The sequence below is a fragment of the Prochlorococcus marinus XMU1402 genome, assembly GCF_017696205.1.
Taxonomy (GTDB): domain Bacteria; phylum Cyanobacteriota; class Cyanobacteriia; order PCC-6307; family Cyanobiaceae; genus Prochlorococcus_A; species Prochlorococcus_A marinus_AC.
This window is the reverse complement of the sequence record NZ_JAAORD010000001.1, coordinates 924821-940092: the sequence shown is the minus strand read 5'-3', so window position 1 is coordinate 940092 and position 15272 is coordinate 924821. Positions and strand designations below refer to the sequence as shown.

The 15272-nt window shown below is 29.5% G+C and carries 22 protein-coding genes and 1 tRNA gene; 5 read left to right on the top strand and 18 right to left on the bottom strand.

The features are described from left to right. Positions 1-39: 39 nt before the first annotated feature. The 7 genes from rpsU to HA141_RS05335 form a co-directional block, all read right to left on the bottom strand. Positions 40-216: a 30S ribosomal protein S21 gene (gene rpsU / locus HA141_RS05365; protein ID WP_002806486.1), complete on the bottom strand. Its 177-nt coding sequence runs from the start codon at positions 214-216 to the stop codon at positions 40-42. Positions 217-303: 87 nt separating this feature from the next. Further along, positions 304-762: a nucleoside 2-deoxyribosyltransferase gene (locus HA141_RS05360; RefSeq protein ID WP_209117621.1), complete on the bottom strand. Its 459-nt coding sequence runs from the start codon at positions 760-762 to the stop codon at positions 304-306. A 2-nt stretch (positions 763-764) separates the two neighbouring features. Further along, a complete protein-coding gene (locus tag HA141_RS05355; protein WP_209117619.1) occupies positions 765-1154 on the bottom strand; it encodes a phosphoribosyltransferase in 390 nt (129 codons plus the stop codon). Position 1155: 1 nt separating this feature from the next. Next, positions 1156-1341, bottom strand: coding sequence for a hypothetical protein (locus tag HA141_RS05350; RefSeq protein WP_209117617.1), 186 nt, complete (start codon positions 1339-1341; stop codon positions 1156-1158). 74 nt (positions 1342-1415) lie between these two features. Next, positions 1416-1922 (bottom strand): josephin, encoded by a 507-nt coding sequence (locus tag HA141_RS05345; protein WP_209117615.1) that lies wholly within the window; start codon positions 1920-1922, stop codon positions 1416-1418. Positions 1923-2145: 223 nt separating this feature from the next. Then, complete coding sequence (locus HA141_RS05340; protein ID WP_209117613.1) at positions 2146-2370, bottom strand: hypothetical protein; 225 nt, start codon at positions 2368-2370, stop codon at positions 2146-2148. Between the two features lie 37 nt (positions 2371-2407). After that, positions 2408-2614 (bottom strand): hypothetical protein, encoded by a 207-nt coding sequence (locus HA141_RS05335; RefSeq protein ID WP_245157284.1) that lies wholly within the window; start codon positions 2612-2614, stop codon positions 2408-2410. Between the two features lie 180 nt (positions 2615-2794). Between HA141_RS05335 and HA141_RS05330 the strand changes: the two genes are divergently transcribed. Continuing rightward, entirely contained in the window at positions 2795-3196 is a 402-nt protein-coding gene (locus HA141_RS05330) for a hypothetical protein (protein ID WP_209117948.1), read from the top strand. Between the two features lie 286 nt (positions 3197-3482). Here HA141_RS05330 and HA141_RS05325 read toward each other — a convergent pair whose 3' ends face one another. After that, entirely contained in the window at positions 3483-3824 is a 342-nt protein-coding gene (locus HA141_RS05325; RefSeq protein ID WP_209117609.1) for an HNH endonuclease, read from the bottom strand. Positions 3825-3956: 132 nt separating this feature from the next. Here HA141_RS05325 and HA141_RS05320 point away from each other — a divergent pair, with 132 nt between their 5' ends. From HA141_RS05320 to HA141_RS05310, 3 genes are all read left to right on the top strand, one after another. Beyond that, entirely contained in the window at positions 3957-4769 is an 813-nt protein-coding gene (locus tag HA141_RS05320; protein ID WP_209117607.1) for a sulfite exporter TauE/SafE family protein, read from the top strand. 404 nt (positions 4770-5173) lie between these two features. Continuing rightward, entirely contained in the window at positions 5174-5401 is a 228-nt protein-coding gene (locus HA141_RS05315) for a hypothetical protein (protein WP_209117605.1), read from the top strand. Further along, positions 5401-5667 carry a hypothetical protein gene (locus tag HA141_RS05310; protein WP_209117603.1) on the top strand — a complete coding sequence of 89 codons (267 nt, stop codon included), beginning with the start codon at positions 5401-5403 and terminating at the stop codon, positions 5665-5667. The genes HA141_RS05315 and HA141_RS05310 overlap by 1 nt, the downstream gene beginning before the upstream one ends. Before the next feature lie 7 nt (positions 5668-5674). Here HA141_RS05310 and HA141_RS05305 read toward each other — a convergent pair whose 3' ends face one another. From HA141_RS05305 to HA141_RS05260, 10 genes are all read right to left on the bottom strand, one after another. After that, positions 5675-6469 carry an ABC transporter permease gene (locus HA141_RS05305; RefSeq protein WP_209117601.1) on the bottom strand — a complete coding sequence of 265 codons (795 nt, stop codon included), beginning with the start codon at positions 6467-6469 and terminating at the stop codon, positions 5675-5677. Beyond that, positions 6466-7260: an ABC transporter permease gene (locus HA141_RS05300; protein WP_209117599.1), complete on the bottom strand. Its 795-nt coding sequence runs from the start codon at positions 7258-7260 to the stop codon at positions 6466-6468. The genes HA141_RS05305 and HA141_RS05300 overlap by 4 nt, the downstream gene beginning before the upstream one ends. Further along, positions 7250-8245 (bottom strand): ABC transporter ATP-binding protein, encoded by a 996-nt coding sequence (locus tag HA141_RS05295; RefSeq protein ID WP_209117597.1) that lies wholly within the window; start codon positions 8243-8245, stop codon positions 7250-7252. The genes HA141_RS05300 and HA141_RS05295 overlap by 11 nt, the downstream gene beginning before the upstream one ends. Before the next feature lie 78 nt (positions 8246-8323). Beyond that, positions 8324-8713, bottom strand: a complete 390-nt coding sequence (gene petP / locus HA141_RS05290) for a cytochrome b6-f complex subunit PetP (protein WP_209117595.1) — start codon at positions 8711-8713, stop codon at positions 8324-8326. Positions 8714-8783: 70 nt separating this feature from the next. Beyond that, the gene (locus HA141_RS05285) at positions 8784-8954 is read right to left on the bottom strand and encodes a hypothetical protein (RefSeq protein ID WP_209117958.1); all 171 of its coding nucleotides are present in this window, start codon (positions 8952-8954) and stop codon (positions 8784-8786) included. 346 nt (positions 8955-9300) lie between these two features. Further along, positions 9301-9377, bottom strand: a tRNA-Met gene (locus HA141_RS05280). Between the two features lie 45 nt (positions 9378-9422). After that, positions 9423-10388: an asparaginase gene (locus tag HA141_RS05275; protein ID WP_209117593.1), complete on the bottom strand. Its 966-nt coding sequence runs from the start codon at positions 10386-10388 to the stop codon at positions 9423-9425. Beyond that, positions 10389-10883, bottom strand: a complete 495-nt coding sequence (locus HA141_RS05270; protein WP_209117591.1) for a CGLD27 family protein — start codon at positions 10881-10883, stop codon at positions 10389-10391. It abuts the gene before it with no gap. 9 nt (positions 10884-10892) lie between these two features. Further along, positions 10893-11237 carry a ribosome silencing factor gene (gene rsfS / locus HA141_RS05265; protein ID WP_209117589.1) on the bottom strand — a complete coding sequence of 115 codons (345 nt, stop codon included), beginning with the start codon at positions 11235-11237 and terminating at the stop codon, positions 10893-10895. Further along, positions 11227-11865 (bottom strand): DUF3318 domain-containing protein, encoded by a 639-nt coding sequence (locus tag HA141_RS05260; RefSeq protein WP_209117586.1) that lies wholly within the window; start codon positions 11863-11865, stop codon positions 11227-11229. Before HA141_RS05260 ends, rsfS begins: the two co-directional genes overlap by 11 nt. 108 nt (positions 11866-11973) lie before the next feature. Between HA141_RS05260 and carB the strand changes: the two genes are divergently transcribed. Beyond that, the gene (carB, locus tag HA141_RS05255) at positions 11974-15270 is read left to right on the top strand and encodes a carbamoyl-phosphate synthase large subunit (protein WP_209117584.1); all 3297 of its coding nucleotides are present in this window, start codon (positions 11974-11976) and stop codon (positions 15268-15270) included. The last annotated feature ends 2 nt before the right edge of the window (positions 15271-15272 follow it).

Here is a 15272-nt window from a genome sequence, read left to right as displayed (position 1 = left end):
AATAGTAATATCTTCCAATATATTTATAAACTGAACTAGTTATCTTCTTCTTGCTTTTCTCCTTTGTTGCAACTTTCTTTTGTATTTTTCAATTGGAGTTTCATGATGCCTAAGCCTTTTTAAATCTGCAAAGATACCCGATTTTGATACTTGTCTTTTAAATCTTCTTAGAGCGGACTCAATCCCCTCATTTTCACCAACTGTTACTTGTGTCAAAATTTTCTAACTAAAATTCTATTCTAACACCTAATCTGAATTTTTATTCCATAAAGCTTCAATCCTAATATTTTTGGTTTAAAGAATTTATTTTTTTGCCCATTGTACAAATCCCTTTTTATTACTTTTTATGTCTTGTAGGGATTCAAAATAATATTTTTTCCAATTATTCCTTGGTAATCCAAGAAACAACATGAGATTTAAAGGGTATTGATCGCTATCAGAACAATTTCTAAAATCATCTCTAAATAAAAAGATATCCTTTTTAAGAGCAATTGCAATGCCCAGTTCTACCATTACCCCTTCATCTGGGGGAGTTCCATTAACGATTGCAAAAATGCAATCACATTTTTTTAAATCATGAAAATTACTTTTTGCTAGATCATATGCCCATTCACCTTCTTTTTTTATTATGTGTTGTGTCCTATCAAAAGGTTCATAAACATCTACATTTAAATCATTGAAGATATTAATAAATTCATATAAGAGATTTTTAGTTTGTTTCGAAAATCCATATGGATTAGCTAGATATAATTTCTTTTTCAAATTTACCCCCTTTTTTTATGATATTCGTTGAAGTCACTTTGTACATTTTTTGAGTTTTCCCAAGGAAAAACTATCCATTCCTTCTTTTCTGACATATGAACGGTATTCCACCAACCAGGTTCAACTTTACTAAATAATACAAAAAACTTTGCCCCCTCAACATCTTTGAAGGTGTTTAATGTAATACCAGTTTCATAAACATCATCAACTATTAATGAATTTTTAATTGGTTTTGGTATTAAATCAATTTTTAGTTTATGGCTGAGTGCTACAGCAAGACATAAGCCACCACGAGGAACTCCATAAATTCCCGAAAACTCTAAAAACTTACATTTGTTAGCTATTTGCTCTACGCTCTTATCGAATTCACTCCAAGTAAAGTAACTGATCATATTAATTTTTGTTTTTTTCAGTTGTAATTGCATAATGCGATGCTAATAAACTTAAAAGTGCTATTATCTGCTCATTTGAGCAGTTAGTATTTTTTTTTAAATTCTCACATTCTTTTATTATGTTGGAGTAAGTATCTTCTACAATTCCGTTCATTTGATCATTACTAAAAGAATATGTTTTATTCATTTTTAATTAATAAATAATTTTATTTTCACTTAATTATTCTACTAAGTAAATATATTGACTAATTAAATTTAGGATTATTTCCACATAGGGTTATTAAGCTTTTTAATTCTTTGTGAATTAGGTACATAAGTATGCAAATTTTCAACTTTTATAGCCCATTTTTTTGAATTACCCTTTAGGCTTTGGCTCTTAATTAGATTTGTTAAAGAAATTCTTTTTCTAACTTTGAGAAGGCCTAGGCAAATTTTCCAATTGTTTTCATTTTTATAAATATCTAGCCAAAAATCAAAAATCTTTTCTAAGAGATCAAGTGGGATATCAAAGGAAATTCCCATTGAAGGCCTCTCAATTAGATAATTTTTGTTTCTTAGTTCATTTGATAAATTACTTATATTTAAATTAATAGCGAAAAGAATATCTCTCGCGGATTTATTTCCTACTAATTCTTTTCTATGGCAATCTAAAAGATTTTCATCCTCAAAAATATTCTCATCACAATTTTTGACTCCCACAATCCAAAATCCTTCACCATTTTTTGCACCACTAGCAAGAAATAGATATTGAGGCGAATTTCTTAGCATTTCAAATCATTTCTTCATTTTTAACATTTTTTCCTAGTTATGAAAATATTATTTGGTTTATAAATAACTTTACTAATTTCTCAGAAACTTAAAATAGTAGTTATTATGAATTTTTAGTTAATAATGTTTGATTTAAGAGAGTTGAAACTAATGTTTTTTGATCCTACTGATTTGATAATCCAAAATATAAATAGAATGCTTTATAGTAATAAAACAATTAAATTTATTTTTTCTTAGGGAATAATCTACCTATTTTCTCCTTCCTAAGGTCTTCTTTTTTTGTTCTTATTTTTTTATCTTCTAGTGATTCTTTATTAGTGCTCACTGCATAAATAATATAAAATATCATACTAGTAAATACTAAACCTAAAAAAAGTATCAAAATACCTAATGGTTCACTCGGACTAAAAATTTTGAGGTCTAATGCTGTAATTAGGTAAGTTATCATCAATTAATTATTTCTTTAGAGAACTTTTTAATTAAATCTAACTGACTTCTTCGTAACCAAAGAATGTTGAGGTGTCAGTATTTTTATAACCATTAGCTGCTTCCTTTGGATTTTGACTATCAATTTTTCTTGCTTTAGCATGAATCATATTGAATGGAAAAATCACAGCACCAACGAAAAAATGTAATATTAAAAAGTCTGAAGGTAGTCCATTTGTCCAGTCTGGGAAAAATAGCAAAGTCATCAATGTTTCGTACATATTTGTAGTCAAATAAACCTCAGACTATTATTACTGAACTTAATGCAATACAATTAATTTTTAATAAATTGAAATTAAATTTTGTTTTTTAGAATTATAAGATTGAAGTTAAAAGACAACAAAAAATAGACTAATATATTAGTTATGAGAATTGATTTATGGCAATTGTTAAAATTCTTTCTGGTTTTATTTCTATTTGTAATTAATCTATTAAATCCTACAATAGGCTTAGCATTTGATACGTCAGATCCTAGTGTTAGTTTACTTCAAAATAGAATATCAAATAATTTTTCAAGAAAATATTGCAACGCTATTCAAAATGGTTTTTCTAAGGATGAAGCAATGAAATCCGCTATTATAAAAACAGAAAATATTATAGCTTTTTCATACAACCCACAAAAAAAATGGATTGAAAAAGATGACTTGGCAAATCAAATTTCATTGCAAGTAGTAAATGATTGTGGTTGGTCATTCGGATTAATTGGAAAAGAGGGAGTTAATTACTTTAAATCTTATTTTCTAGAAATTTATGAAAAAATTACTCCTGAAAAAAATTTTTCTAAATAGATTAAGTTAATGAATAATATTTCAGACAAATTAGTAATGACTATAATCTTAATTACTATACTTTTTGTATTTGGATTGATTTTTTCAGTAAAATCACCAGAGAGAAAGGTTTTAGATTCGCCAATAATGTGGAAAGAGGACTATTCAAACATTTCTATTTTCAAGAGCTTAAAAACTAAATCCCAGATAAATATATTAATTTAAATATTATTTGCTGTAAATAGGAGTATGAATTTAATAATTAAGTGAAATTTTTAGGAATATTCATTTATTCATTATTTATTTTTTAATTTAAGTAGTTCAAAAGAACTGATGCTAGTTTTAAATCTTCATTAAACCATGCTCTTATTGCCATAGCCCTTCTGGGATCATAAAAATTTTGTTTTCTGTACCAACTTAGAACTTCAGAATCTGATTTCTTACCATTACATGACAAACAACATGGCACACAATTACTCGTACTGCTCTTCCCTCCTTTTGACATTGGATGAAGGTGATCAAGTGATTCTGATGGCTGACCACAATAAATACATTTATTTTTAGTAAGTCTATGGAGAGACTCTCTCCAACTTTTATTACTTATCTTGGGGCATAGCTGATCAAGGTAAATTGCATCTTGTCTATGCATAATGTTCTTGATGATTTTTCTGATAATAACAGTTTTTATAAACTATGACTAAAAAAAGATTAGAATATGCAGGCCATATTTTCTTTTTGAGAAGAATAATATTCAATTATAAAAAATTAGTATTTAGATTTAATGCCTTATTTATTAACAATATTAGTAAATAGCTTTGATTCATCTCTTTATAAGAGCTTTTCTATTTTTTTGATATCATTCTTTTCTAATACTTTTTCAGCAATTTCTGGAGGTGGAGCAGGTCTAATTCAATTACCTGCTTTGATTTTATCTGGTGTTCCTTATTATCAGGCGTTGGCTAGTCATAAATTAGCAACAGTAGCTTTAGGACTTGGCGGCTCATTAAGAAATTACAAAACACTAAAAAATGATATTGGTGTAGCTTGCCAAATTTTAATTTTTGGATTGCCAGGAGTGATTTTTGGTGCTTCTATCGTGGAATTTATATCAGAACAATATTTATACTTAATTTTAGCAATAATTTCAATATTACTAGCATTTTACTCATTTCTTAAATCAGATTTAGGTCAGTCATCTTGGAATAATAAACTTAATTTAATTCATAAAATTAAATTTCTAATATTAATTTTCATAATTGGTATTTTGAATGGTTCTATTTCTTCAGGAACTGGCTTGCTTGTAACGATGCTTTTAGTAAAAACCTATGGAATGGATTTTCTTCGTGCTATAAGTTTGACATTCTTTACAGTTGGAATTTTTTGGAATTTTACTGGTGCAATTTTTTTGAGTAATATAGGCTCAATTCATTCAAATATTTTAATATTACTGATATTTGGATCTTTTACGGGAGGATATTGTGGAGCTCATTTATCGCAGCTAAAAGGAAATAAACTAATTAAAAAAACTTTTACAATAGTATGTCTTCTTGTTGGAATTAGTTTGTTTATTAAATCAATAGTGAGTTTTATTTAGATTAATTCGTTGTAAATACTAATACGCTTGTGATCAAAAAAAGACCAAAAACAGCAGTAAAAGTTAATAAATTTAATGGATTACTTAATGTATTAAAAAATACTTTTACTTTAATAAAAAAAAGGCCTCACATTAGTGAGACCGGGTGATGGGGAACCTTATTTTTAGACCAATTTCTTGAAAATTGCAACCCCCTATCTGTAGTGTTAGCGAAGTGTACATTAACCACCACTTATAGTGTTTTGAATTTTATCTTTCTTATTCTTCTAATTCCTAAATAATTTAATATTTTAAAATTTGATTAAATTTACCATTTAAAGATTCAAATCATTTTTGTAATTAAACTTGTTAAAGTTTTTATGCATTGTATTATTCGTAAGAACTTAGTTAATTAAAAAGCTTTAATGATTGAATTAACATTAATAACTCTTTTAAACTTTGTTGCAGATAATTTTTGTGAATATAGGAATTTAGGTCATGATAATTATAAGTCTTTGCTTCTTTCTTATAGTGATGCAAGTAATAAATTTGGACCTTTAGAAGTTAAAAAGGTTATTGAGAAGTCAGAAAATTTTAAAGTTACAGCCGTTGCTATTGCTGCAATTAAGTGTCCCCAACACATAGTTAAATAATGAAGCTTGAATTGAAAACTGAAAATGATAAACATACTAAGTGGTTATCAAATTTTTTTAGAGTATCTTTTACCTTCGCACTAATAATCATTTTTTGTGATACTGTGCTTAAATTAGGTGTTATTTCAAGACATTATCAAATTGAGTACAATTGCAGTCTTTTATCTGTTGAAACATCTCAATCTAATTTTAGAGAATTATCTAAACTTTCTAAACTAAAAAGTAAACAAAAAATTTGGGAATTTTGTAGAGAGTTTATTGAATAATATATTTTTAACTAGAAGCGGATGAATAGAATTTCAATGCAAATAACCAGAACTTTCTAGAACTAAATAGAAATACCATCGCAACAGTAACTTCAAGCAATATTTTCCAAAATTGAGATATGCCTAGGAAAACTTCAGAAGGTATGGTTGTTATAAATGCAATAGGAATGAACACACTAAAAAATATTCTCAAAGAAAATGAAAATGAATCCAATGGAAATCTTCCAATGTAAAGGAATGATCTTAGTACTTCTGTCGCATTCCATGTCTTTACAAACCAAATAGTAGTTGTAGAAATAAAAAACCATAAGCTATATAAAATACATATTGATGAAATTATAGTGATCAAGCATAAAGTAAAAAAACTTAAATTTATATTTATTTGATTGATTTTTATGCAGTATAACAATAAGCAAATTCCAAGTATTATTTCTAAAAAGCCAGATGGAGTTATTTTTTTTAATGAAATAAAAAATTGACTATCAATTGGTTTTAAAAGCACGAAATCTAAAGTTCCTTCTCTTATGTGCTTAACTATTTCTGTAAGATTTGGATTGAACCATGTATTAGTTATTCCATTTAAAATTGTATAAATACTCTGAATTATTAGTGCCTGTTTAAATTCCCAACCTCCAATACTGCTATTGTTTTGAAAAAAAATTGATAATAAAAAAATACTCCCTATTAAACTTAAAATTGCAGTAATTAAATCAATGAATATATTTGTTTTATACTCCAATTCAGAAGCTAAAGAGGTATGTAAAAATTTTTTATAAACATTAAGATATTTCTTTAAATTCATGATCCCATAGCTGTATATTTTTTCGTTCCTTTTGACCATATTTTTTTAAATACTGGGAAAAGTAAAACAATCCATAGAATTTGCATACTAAAGCCACTACTGATATTTGTTGCATTTCCTGAAAGTAAGTTTGCAGGGAAATCTATTAAATACGGAAAAGGAGTTAAATAAATCCAGGATTTAACATATTCGGGAAACGAAACTACTGGAGCTAAAAGACCTGAGAGAAATAAAGTTGGGATAAATAATAATCTTTCAATTGAAGAAGCTTTTTCGGTCCAGAAGCATAAACATGCAATTATTGATTGAATTAAAAATTGAATTAAGAAAGATAATAAAGTTGATATTATCGATAATAATAAAATACCAAAATTTGGAATCCATATACTCTCTGGATTAAAAATAAAAAAGATTGTTGCTATTAGTAGAGCGAAAGGAAATCTTGTTAATTGTTCTGCAAGATGCTGTGCAAAATACCTGAAAAATGGATTTAAAGGTTGGATTAAGTAAGGAGAAACCTTTCCCATAAGAGAATCTTCTTCGAAGCTAAATACAACCCAAACTACGGAAAACTGTCTCACAAAAAAAGCACACAAAAAATACCTAGAAAGCATGACATCACTAATATTTATGTATTCATTAAGGTTATTGTTGGTCCATATATTTAACATGAAAAAAGGAATAACTCCTGAAATCGCCCATAATGCAATCTCTATTCGATATTCCAACATGTTTGAATATTGAACCTTTAATAAGGTAAAAAATTTACGTTTAATCAAGTTAGATGCCATAATCTTTTTTTATTAATATTTTCCCAATAATTTCATCTATAGGTGGTTCATTTATAAATAGGTCTTCAATATCAAAATTATTAAGGATGCTTTTCAGTGAAGAAGTAATAGAGTTATTTTCTACTATTATTGTAATTTCATTCTTTGTTTTATTTTTAACAGCAAAACCTGATTTCTCTAATTTAATTGCATCTTCTTCTGAACGACAAACAATTAATATTTCTTTAACAGGAGATAGTTTTTTTAATAAAAGATCAAGTTTTCCATCGTATGAAATTGACCCCTCATGAACACATATAACCCTCTTACATAGGGATGTAATGTCTTTCATATAGTGACTTGTTAGACATATCGTTGCATTAGTTTCCTTATTATATTTTTGAAGAAATTTTCTTAAATTTCTTTGTGCATTAATATCTAAACCAAGTGTGGGCTCATCTAAAAATAGAATATTTGGTTGATGTATCAAGGCTGCTAGTAATTCTGCTTTCATACGCTGACCTAAAGATAGTTTTCTAACAGGTATAAATAATTCAGAATCAATTTCAAGCATCTCTGATAATTTTTTTATTCTTCTTTTTGCTTCTCTCTTCCCTAAGTCATATATTGATGCGTTCAAATAAAATGATTCAATTGGTGGAAGGTCCCAAATAAGTTGTTGTTTTTGTCCCATTATTAGGGTTATCTTTTTTAAGAAATTTTCTTTTCTCCTGTAAGGTAGATGGCCTGAAACTAAAACTGAACCTTCGCTTGGATAAATTAAGCCACAAAGCATTTTTAAAATTGTTGTTTTCCCAGCTCCGTTAGCACCAAGAAAACCTACTATTTCACCTTCTTTTATTTCGAAACTTACATTTTTTATAACCTTTAAACTTTTTGTTTCTCTTCTAAAAAAATGTTTAATCGTCCCTTTTAATCCAGGGTCTTTAGAAGAGATGTCAAACGACTTTGACAAATCTCTAACTTCAATAATATTTTTAAACATCTCAGAGTTTAGAATTTCTTAAATCTGTAATTAACTTTTAAGTAAATTATCTCTATCTTATAAAAATTTTTTTAATATTTAAAAAATATCTTTAATGGATACGACTAGCCACAGAAAAAAGTTAGCTGGATTAACTAACTCTTTAACCCTATTCTTATTTTCATAATTTAATCCTCCTAAAGTATTGAATATCAAAGTATTTTTCTGTTTAGTATCGTTAACTTTCTTTATTACATTTCCGTTTTCGTCAAGAAGGTCAATTTCATCTTCAAAAAACCATTGCTCTTTACCATTAGATAGTTGCACGACTACACCAATACCTTTGCCATCAGTTATTCTAAAATCATTAATTGTAGCCACCGAAGAATTGGTAACAGCAGCAATAATTTCTTTAGTAAGTCTATCTTTTGATTTTTCTAAACTTAATTGAACAGAATCACCTATTTTGGCCTTATCTAAAATTGACATTTTTTAGGTTATTATACTTATTGATGTATGATTTAGGTGTAAATCCTTAATTATTAAATTGTTTTAATAATTAAGATTTTTTGAATATTGATTCAAGAACTCTTTTTATTAAAATTGTTAATATTCTTAAAAAGACAAAAAATAAACCTAGCCAGCCAAGAATAACTGCTATTGAAAGCAAACTGGAACCTAAATCGTGCTGTAGTAAATCCTGCATTAATTTCCAAATAATTAATTTCACTATATTTTTAAAAACTTACTTTTTCAATATGGCAAAAAGTTAAATTTCTGTTGATTTAATGTTCTTTTTTATGAAACTATTTTGCAAAAAAGATTTATGAGCTAAAGTTATTATTAGAAATCTATATATATTTTGGAGCTTTCTTTAAACTCTTACATTGGAATAATTTTTATCATTGTTGGTTTAATAGTGAGAGTTGATTTAAAATTTTCCATGCAAAAAGATCTCTAGTAATTTTAGATAAGCAACTATTTATGTGATAAGTAATACCTTGGTTTAATTAAGTCTTATTAATTTGTGGACTAATTGCAAAAATTAAAAAAGCAGCTTGCTAGCTGCTTTTAAATGGTGGCGGGGGGGAGATTTGAACTTCCGACCTTCGGGTTATGAGCCCGACGAGCTACCAGACTGCTCTACCCCGCGTCATATACATAGCATACATCTGAAAGGGTTCTTTTTTCTATTTCTTTAGGATTCTTGGAATTTTAATTGACCTTGTACTTCAATTCGCACTCCCTCTGAAAAATTAAGTACCTTTTCTTCAATATCTTGAATCCTTAAGTCAGATATCCATTCTAACTGTTTTAGTAAGTGAAGACTCACAGCATGTTTTGCTCTTTTTGAACCATCTTCTACTTTTAATGCGAGTCCTATCCCTTCATTTACCTTGGATAGACACTGTATTCCCTCCGCTCCACCTTTACCTATAACCTGTCCATGAGAGCCTTTAATTATTTCAGTATCAAATTTATTATTGTCACTTATCATCATTGGGTTAGTTGTCATAGCTCTACTGATTTGCTCTAATTCAGCATTTTCAGAACTGCTTAGAAGAGAATATAACTTTGACATTTCTATTAGTTTTAAGTAAAGAGTTGGGGCGCCACAATCATCACGTTCAGCGTTTATTTCAGATATGGGGATTTCTAATAATTCTGAAACAATTCTGAATATTTCTATTTGAAGTGGATGATCCCCTTTTAAATAACTTTCTAATGGCCAATTCAACTTTTTACATGTAGCAAGAAACGCGGCATGTTTGCCTGAACAATTATGTTGTAATGGACTTGATTTGGTTATTGGACATTTTAAATTATTAATGTCGATGTCATATTCCCACAAAATTTTAAAAGCTTCCCTTGCATGAATTCTTGATCCACTGTGCGAACCGCATGCTAATGCGATTGATTTTGAAGCATCATTAATTTTTGATGCAGCACCACTACTGACAAACGGTATTGCCTGAAAAGGTTTTAACGATGACCTTATGAAACTTTTATATTCTGGGTTTCCTGCACACATTAAAACTCTGCCTTTTTTGTCAGTAATAACAGCATGAATTTTATGAATTGACTCAATATTTGAACCTCTTATCAATGTTGCTTGTAAAGGCGGATTATTAGATGTATATAGGTTTTTGAAATTTGAACTCATTTAGAAATTGTTATATTGAAAAAGCAAAATTCCTGATAAAGCTAGAACTGAAATAATAGATAAAATTTGTATTAAATTTTTTAAAATAGGCTTTACTTCAATTGATGCAATAAGCGATTCCTGTTCTTTCAAAACTAATGGCTTTATCCATACTTGGCCGTCATACCATCCAGATTCTTCGTATTCAACTTTTTCAGAAGTCAATCTTTTAAAAACGTGATTCCAACCAAGATATAATCTTATAGATACTAAGAGAGGTATTGCTAAACTACTAAATAAACTTAATAAAATATATTTTAGAAGGGATGTTTTGAAATATATACTTCCAGAAGAAATAACAATAAACATAACAAATGCAATTATCCAAAATTTAATCAACACAAGGATTAATGATTTTTTAGTTTTTGGCCAAGAAAAAATTTTAGATTTTGATAATGCTATGAATTCATTTGTGGGTTGTTGCTCCTTTGGGACAGGACATTTAGATTCGTTCATAAATGGAAATTATGGGAATGAAAGATTATCTCCATTACTCCAAAATGATTCAAGATCGTAGTATTTTCTTATATCTGGCTGAAAAATATTTACGATCAAATCACCATAGTCAAGTAAAGCCCATTTAGCTTCATTAACTCCCTCTTTTCTTATTGGTTCTAGTTTAGCCTTCTCTCTTAACTCTCCTTCTACAGAGTTAGTTATAGATCTAACCTGTACATCAGATAATCCCTCTGCGATTAATATCCATTCACTTATGAAAGAAACTTTGTCAATTTTTATAAGTTTTATATCTTTAGCCTTTTTTTCGTCACAAGCTTTAGCTGCCATCAAAACTAAATGTTTATTGTCCATATACATTTTCGCTGGAGACTGATTTTTCTGAACCTTCTTGCTGAGATAATTCTGCTCTAGCTTTTTCAGCACTTTTTCTTAGGGCATCTAATCTATCCTCAAAGAAACTTCTTTTTTTCTTTTTTCTAGTTTTATCAATTAACTCCTTTAAGGCTCCTCCAAGACTTTTATAAGCATTTGGGATACTGTATCCAAATCTACAAGCAAGATCTATGGCTCTTTCATCTGCAAAAATAGCATCTTGGAGTTTCTTTTCAGAATTATTCTTTATGTATAGTCTATAACCTGCAAAACTTGATAAGCCAAGAGCCAGTAACAAAAGTAATCCATCTTGTACCCACAACTCTCCTATTGCGCCTCCTAGTCCTATTGCAAGAGCAGCCATTTCCCAACCATCTCTTGGAATTGCATCATTTTGAATTTTCCCAACCTCGTGCCAAAATAATAAATTTCTGTGATCAATGGCAAAGTCTTCCCAGGAATCTAAATCTATTTGTATTTCTACTTCGTCACGACCAATTTCCTCCAGTGTTATTAAAGGTGGATCTAATGCAGCGGCAGCTTCAATAAATACCCAACTTTCATTCTCTGGAGGCAACAAACTTTTAAGTCGTTGAAGTTCGCTCATAAAAAATTATTTTCTTTCAATACTATAGAAACAAATGTTGCTTTTCAAGTAACTTGATTAACATCTGATGATTTATAAGTACCATTAAGTAAATATAGGTTTTAAATTATGCCTCAAAGAGGTGATCTAAAAAAAATTCTTATTCTTGGATCAGGCCCGATTGTTATAGGACAAGCTTGCGAATTTGATTACTCTGGAACTCAAGCTTGCAAAGTTTTGAGAAAAGTTGGTTATGAAATTATTTTAATAAATTCAAATCCGGCATCAATAATGACCGACCCTGACATCGCAAATAAAACTTATATTGAGCCATTAACTTCTGATATCGTCTCTCAGATTATTTTAAAAGAAAAACCTGATGCGATTCTTCCCACTATGGGAGGTCAAACTGCTTTGAATCTTGCAGTTAAATTATCAGAATCAGATTTCTTGAAGAAAAATAATGTTGAATTAATTGGTGCTAATTTAAGAGCTATTAATAAAGCTGAAGATAGAAAATTATTTAAAGAATCGATGGAAAAAATAAATGTAAATGTATGTCCCTCTGGGATAGCATCAAACTTGACTGAAGCAAAAGATGTATCAAAAAAAATAAATTCTTATCCTCTAATAATAAGGCCTGCATTTACTTTAGGTGGTGTAGGAGGTGGAATTGCATACAACCTAGAAGAATTTATCGAATTGTGTAGTACAGGTTTAGAGGAAAGTCCTAGCAATCAAATATTGATTGAAAAATCTCTTATTGGATGGAAAGAATTTGAATTAGAGGTAATGAGAGATACGGCAGATAACGTAGTAATAGTTTGCAGCATTGAGAATCTAGATCCAATGGGTGTACATACTGGAGATTCCATTACTGTAGCTCCAGCACAAACATTAACAGATAAAGAGTATCAGAGATTGAGGGACCTATCATTGAAAATTATTAGAGAAGTAGGAGTTGAAACTGGTGGTAGTAATATTCAATTTGCAATAAATCCAACAAATGGTGAAGTAATTGTAATTGAGATGAATCCTCGTGTGAGTAGATCTTCTGCTTTGGCTAGTAAAGCCACTGGATTTCCGATAGCCAAAATTGCAGCCTTATTGTCAGTTGGCTATACACTTGATGAGATTATTAATGATATTACCAAAAAAACACCTGCATGTTTTGAACCATCAATTGATTATGTTGTTACAAAAATTCCTCGTTTTGCCTTTGAAAAGTTCAAAGGCTCTTCAAATACATTAAGCACTGCCATGAAATCTGTTGGGGAGTCAATGGCAATCGGCCGCTCTTTTGAAGAGTCATTTCAGAAAGCATTAAGGTCCTTAGAGGTTGGTATTCATGGATGGGAATGTGATTCAATAGAAGACACTAAGGACGAGAATGAATTACAGACTAGTTTAAGAAATCCAACATCAGAGAGAATTCTTATAATTAAAAAAGCAATGCACCTTGGAAAAACTAACTCTTTTATCCAAGAAGTTACGAATATTGATTTATGGTTTATTGAAAAATTACGTAATATCTTTAATTTTGAAAATGATTTTTTGAGAGAAAAAAAGCTTTCTAGTCTAGATAGAGATTTGATGCTTTATGCTAAGCAATTAGGTTTTTCAGATCAACAGATATCAAAATTAACTAATTCTGATTTTTTTGAAGTGAGAAGATACAGAAAAAATTTAAATATTGTTCCAATATATAAGACTGTTGATACTTGCTCAGCAGAGTTTTCATCTTCAACTCCTTATCACTATTCAACTTATGAAGAGCCTTTTATTTTTTTAAATTCTCAAGTTTTTGATAGTGAAATTAAAAAAAATAATGATTCAAAAAAAATTATGATTTTAGGTGGAGGTCCAAACAGAATTGGACAGGGAATAGAATTTGATTATTGTTGTTGTCATGCATCATATCAAGCCTCTCAAAATGGTTTTGAAACAATAATGGTTAATAGTAACCCTGAAACCGTATCAACGGATTACGACACTAGCGATATTTTATATTTTGAGCCTGTAACTTTGGAGGATGTACTAAATATAATAGAAGTTGAAAATCCATATGGTTTGATTGTTCAATTTGGAGGTCAAACTCCTTTAAAATTATCTTTACCTTTATATGAGTGGCTTAAATCTAACGATGGTGCTAGAACAGGATCAAAAATTTTAGGGACTTCACCAATTTCAATCGATCTAGCAGAAGATAGAGAGGAATTTACAAAAATACTTAAAGAATTAAATATTAGGCAACCATTAAACGGAATAGCTCGTAATCAAAATGAAGCGCAAACTGTGGCTAAGAATATTGGGTTTCCTTTAGTTGTTAGGCCCTCTTATGTTTTAGGTGGCAGGGCAATGGAAATTGTAAAGGATGAGAATGAATTATCGAGATACATCTCTGAAGCAGTCAAGGTATCGCCTGATCATCCAATACTGCTTGATCAATATTTAAATAATGCTATTGAGATAGATGTTGATGCTTTATGTGATTCAGCAGGTTCAGTAGTAATTGCTGGTTTAATGGAACATGTTGAACCAGCAGGGATTCACTCTGGTGATTCCGCTTGCTGTTTGCCATCTATTTCTCTTTCAAAATCCACTCTAGATGTAGTAAAAAATTGGACTAAATTAATTGCTAAAAGATTAAATGTTGTTGGTTTAATTAATTTACAATTTGCAGTAACGAATTTAAATAATAAAGAAAATAAATTATTTATTTTAGAAGCTAATCCAAGAGCTTCCAGAACTGTTCCATTTGTTTCAAAGGCTATAGGAAAACCAGTTGCAAAATTAGCTACCCAGTTAATGCAAGGCTCTACTCTAGATGATGTTAATTTTACAGAAGAATTCTCTCCAAAATATCAGGCAGTGAAAGAAGCTGTTTTACCTTTTAAAAGATTTCCTGGATCTGATACGCTTCTTGGTCCGGAAATGAGATCAACAGGAGAGGTAATGGGTTTAGCCAAAGATTTCGGTATTGCTTATGCTAAGTCAGAATTGGCAGCAGGAAATGGAGTCCCCTCTGAGGGAGTAGCTTTTTTGTCTACGAATGATTTAGATAAAAAATATCTTGAAGTAATTGCTAGGGAGTTGTTGGTTTTAGGATTTAAATTAATTGCAACGAGTGGTACAGCTTCATATTTAAGTGATTTAGGCATTCAAGTTGATGAAGTACTAAAAGTACACGAAGGTAGACCTAATATAGAAGATCTAATTCGTTCAGGACTTGTTCAGTTAGTAATTAATACTCCAATAGGATCGCAGGCTCTCCATGACGACGCATATTTAAGACGTGCTGCTTTGGAATATAATATTCCAACTTTTACAACCATTCCGGGAGCCAAGGCAGCTATTAAAGCAATCAAAGCATTGCAACTTAATAAGATTGATACTTACTCTCTGCAAGAAATCCATAATTATTAAAT

Bases quoted from the DNA above. Each gene is read 5' to 3' on its own strand.
- HA141_RS05335 (WP_245157284.1), bottom strand. From the start codon at position 2,614: ATGACTTTGCTATTTTTCCCAGACTGGACAAATGGACTACCTTCAGAC.
- HA141_RS05270 (WP_209117591.1), bottom strand. From the start codon at position 10,883: ATGAACGAATCTAAATGTCCTGTCCCAAAGGAGCAACAACCCACAAAT.
- HA141_RS05345 (WP_209117615.1), bottom strand. From the start codon at position 1,922: ATGCTAAGAAATTCGCCTCAATATCTATTTCTTGCTAGTGGTGCAAAA.
- HA141_RS05310 (WP_209117603.1), top strand. From the start codon at position 5,401: ATGAAGCTTGAATTGAAAACTGAAAATGATAAACATACTAAGTGGTTA.
- HA141_RS05350 (WP_209117617.1), bottom strand. From the start codon at position 1,341: ATGAATAAAACATATTCTTTTAGTAATGATCAAATGAACGGAATTGTA.
- HA141_RS05305 (WP_209117601.1), bottom strand. From the start codon at position 6,469: ATGAATTTAAAGAAATATCTTAATGTTTATAAAAAATTTTTACATACC.
- HA141_RS05295 (WP_209117597.1), bottom strand. From the start codon at position 8,245: ATGTTTAAAAATATTATTGAAGTTAGAGATTTGTCAAAGTCGTTTGAC.
- HA141_RS05275 (WP_209117593.1), bottom strand. From the start codon at position 10,388: ATGAGTTCAAATTTCAAAAACCTATATACATCTAATAATCCGCCTTTA.
- rsfS (WP_209117589.1), bottom strand. From the start codon at position 11,237: ATGGACAATAAACATTTAGTTTTGATGGCAGCTAAAGCTTGTGACGAA.
- HA141_RS05260 (WP_209117586.1), bottom strand. From the start codon at position 11,865: ATGAGCGAACTTCAACGACTTAAAAGTTTGTTGCCTCCAGAGAATGAA.
- HA141_RS05300 (WP_209117599.1), bottom strand. From the start codon at position 7,260: ATGGCATCTAACTTGATTAAACGTAAATTTTTTACCTTATTAAAGGTT.
- HA141_RS05340 (WP_209117613.1), bottom strand. From the start codon at position 2,370: ATGATAACTTACCTAATTACAGCATTAGACCTCAAAATTTTTAGTCCG.
- carB (WP_209117584.1), top strand. From the start codon at position 11,974: ATGCCTCAAAGAGGTGATCTAAAAAAAATTCTTATTCTTGGATCAGGC.
- HA141_RS05325 (WP_209117609.1), bottom strand. From the start codon at position 3,824: ATGCATAGACAAGATGCAATTTACCTTGATCAGCTATGCCCCAAGATA.
- petP (WP_209117595.1), bottom strand. From the start codon at position 8,713: ATGTCAATTTTAGATAAGGCCAAAATAGGTGATTCTGTTCAATTAAGT.
- HA141_RS05320 (WP_209117607.1), top strand. From the start codon at position 3,957: ATGCCTTATTTATTAACAATATTAGTAAATAGCTTTGATTCATCTCTT.
- HA141_RS05315 (WP_209117605.1), top strand. From the start codon at position 5,174: ATGATTGAATTAACATTAATAACTCTTTTAAACTTTGTTGCAGATAAT.
- HA141_RS05355 (WP_209117619.1), bottom strand. From the start codon at position 1,154: ATGATCAGTTACTTTACTTGGAGTGAATTCGATAAGAGCGTAGAGCAA.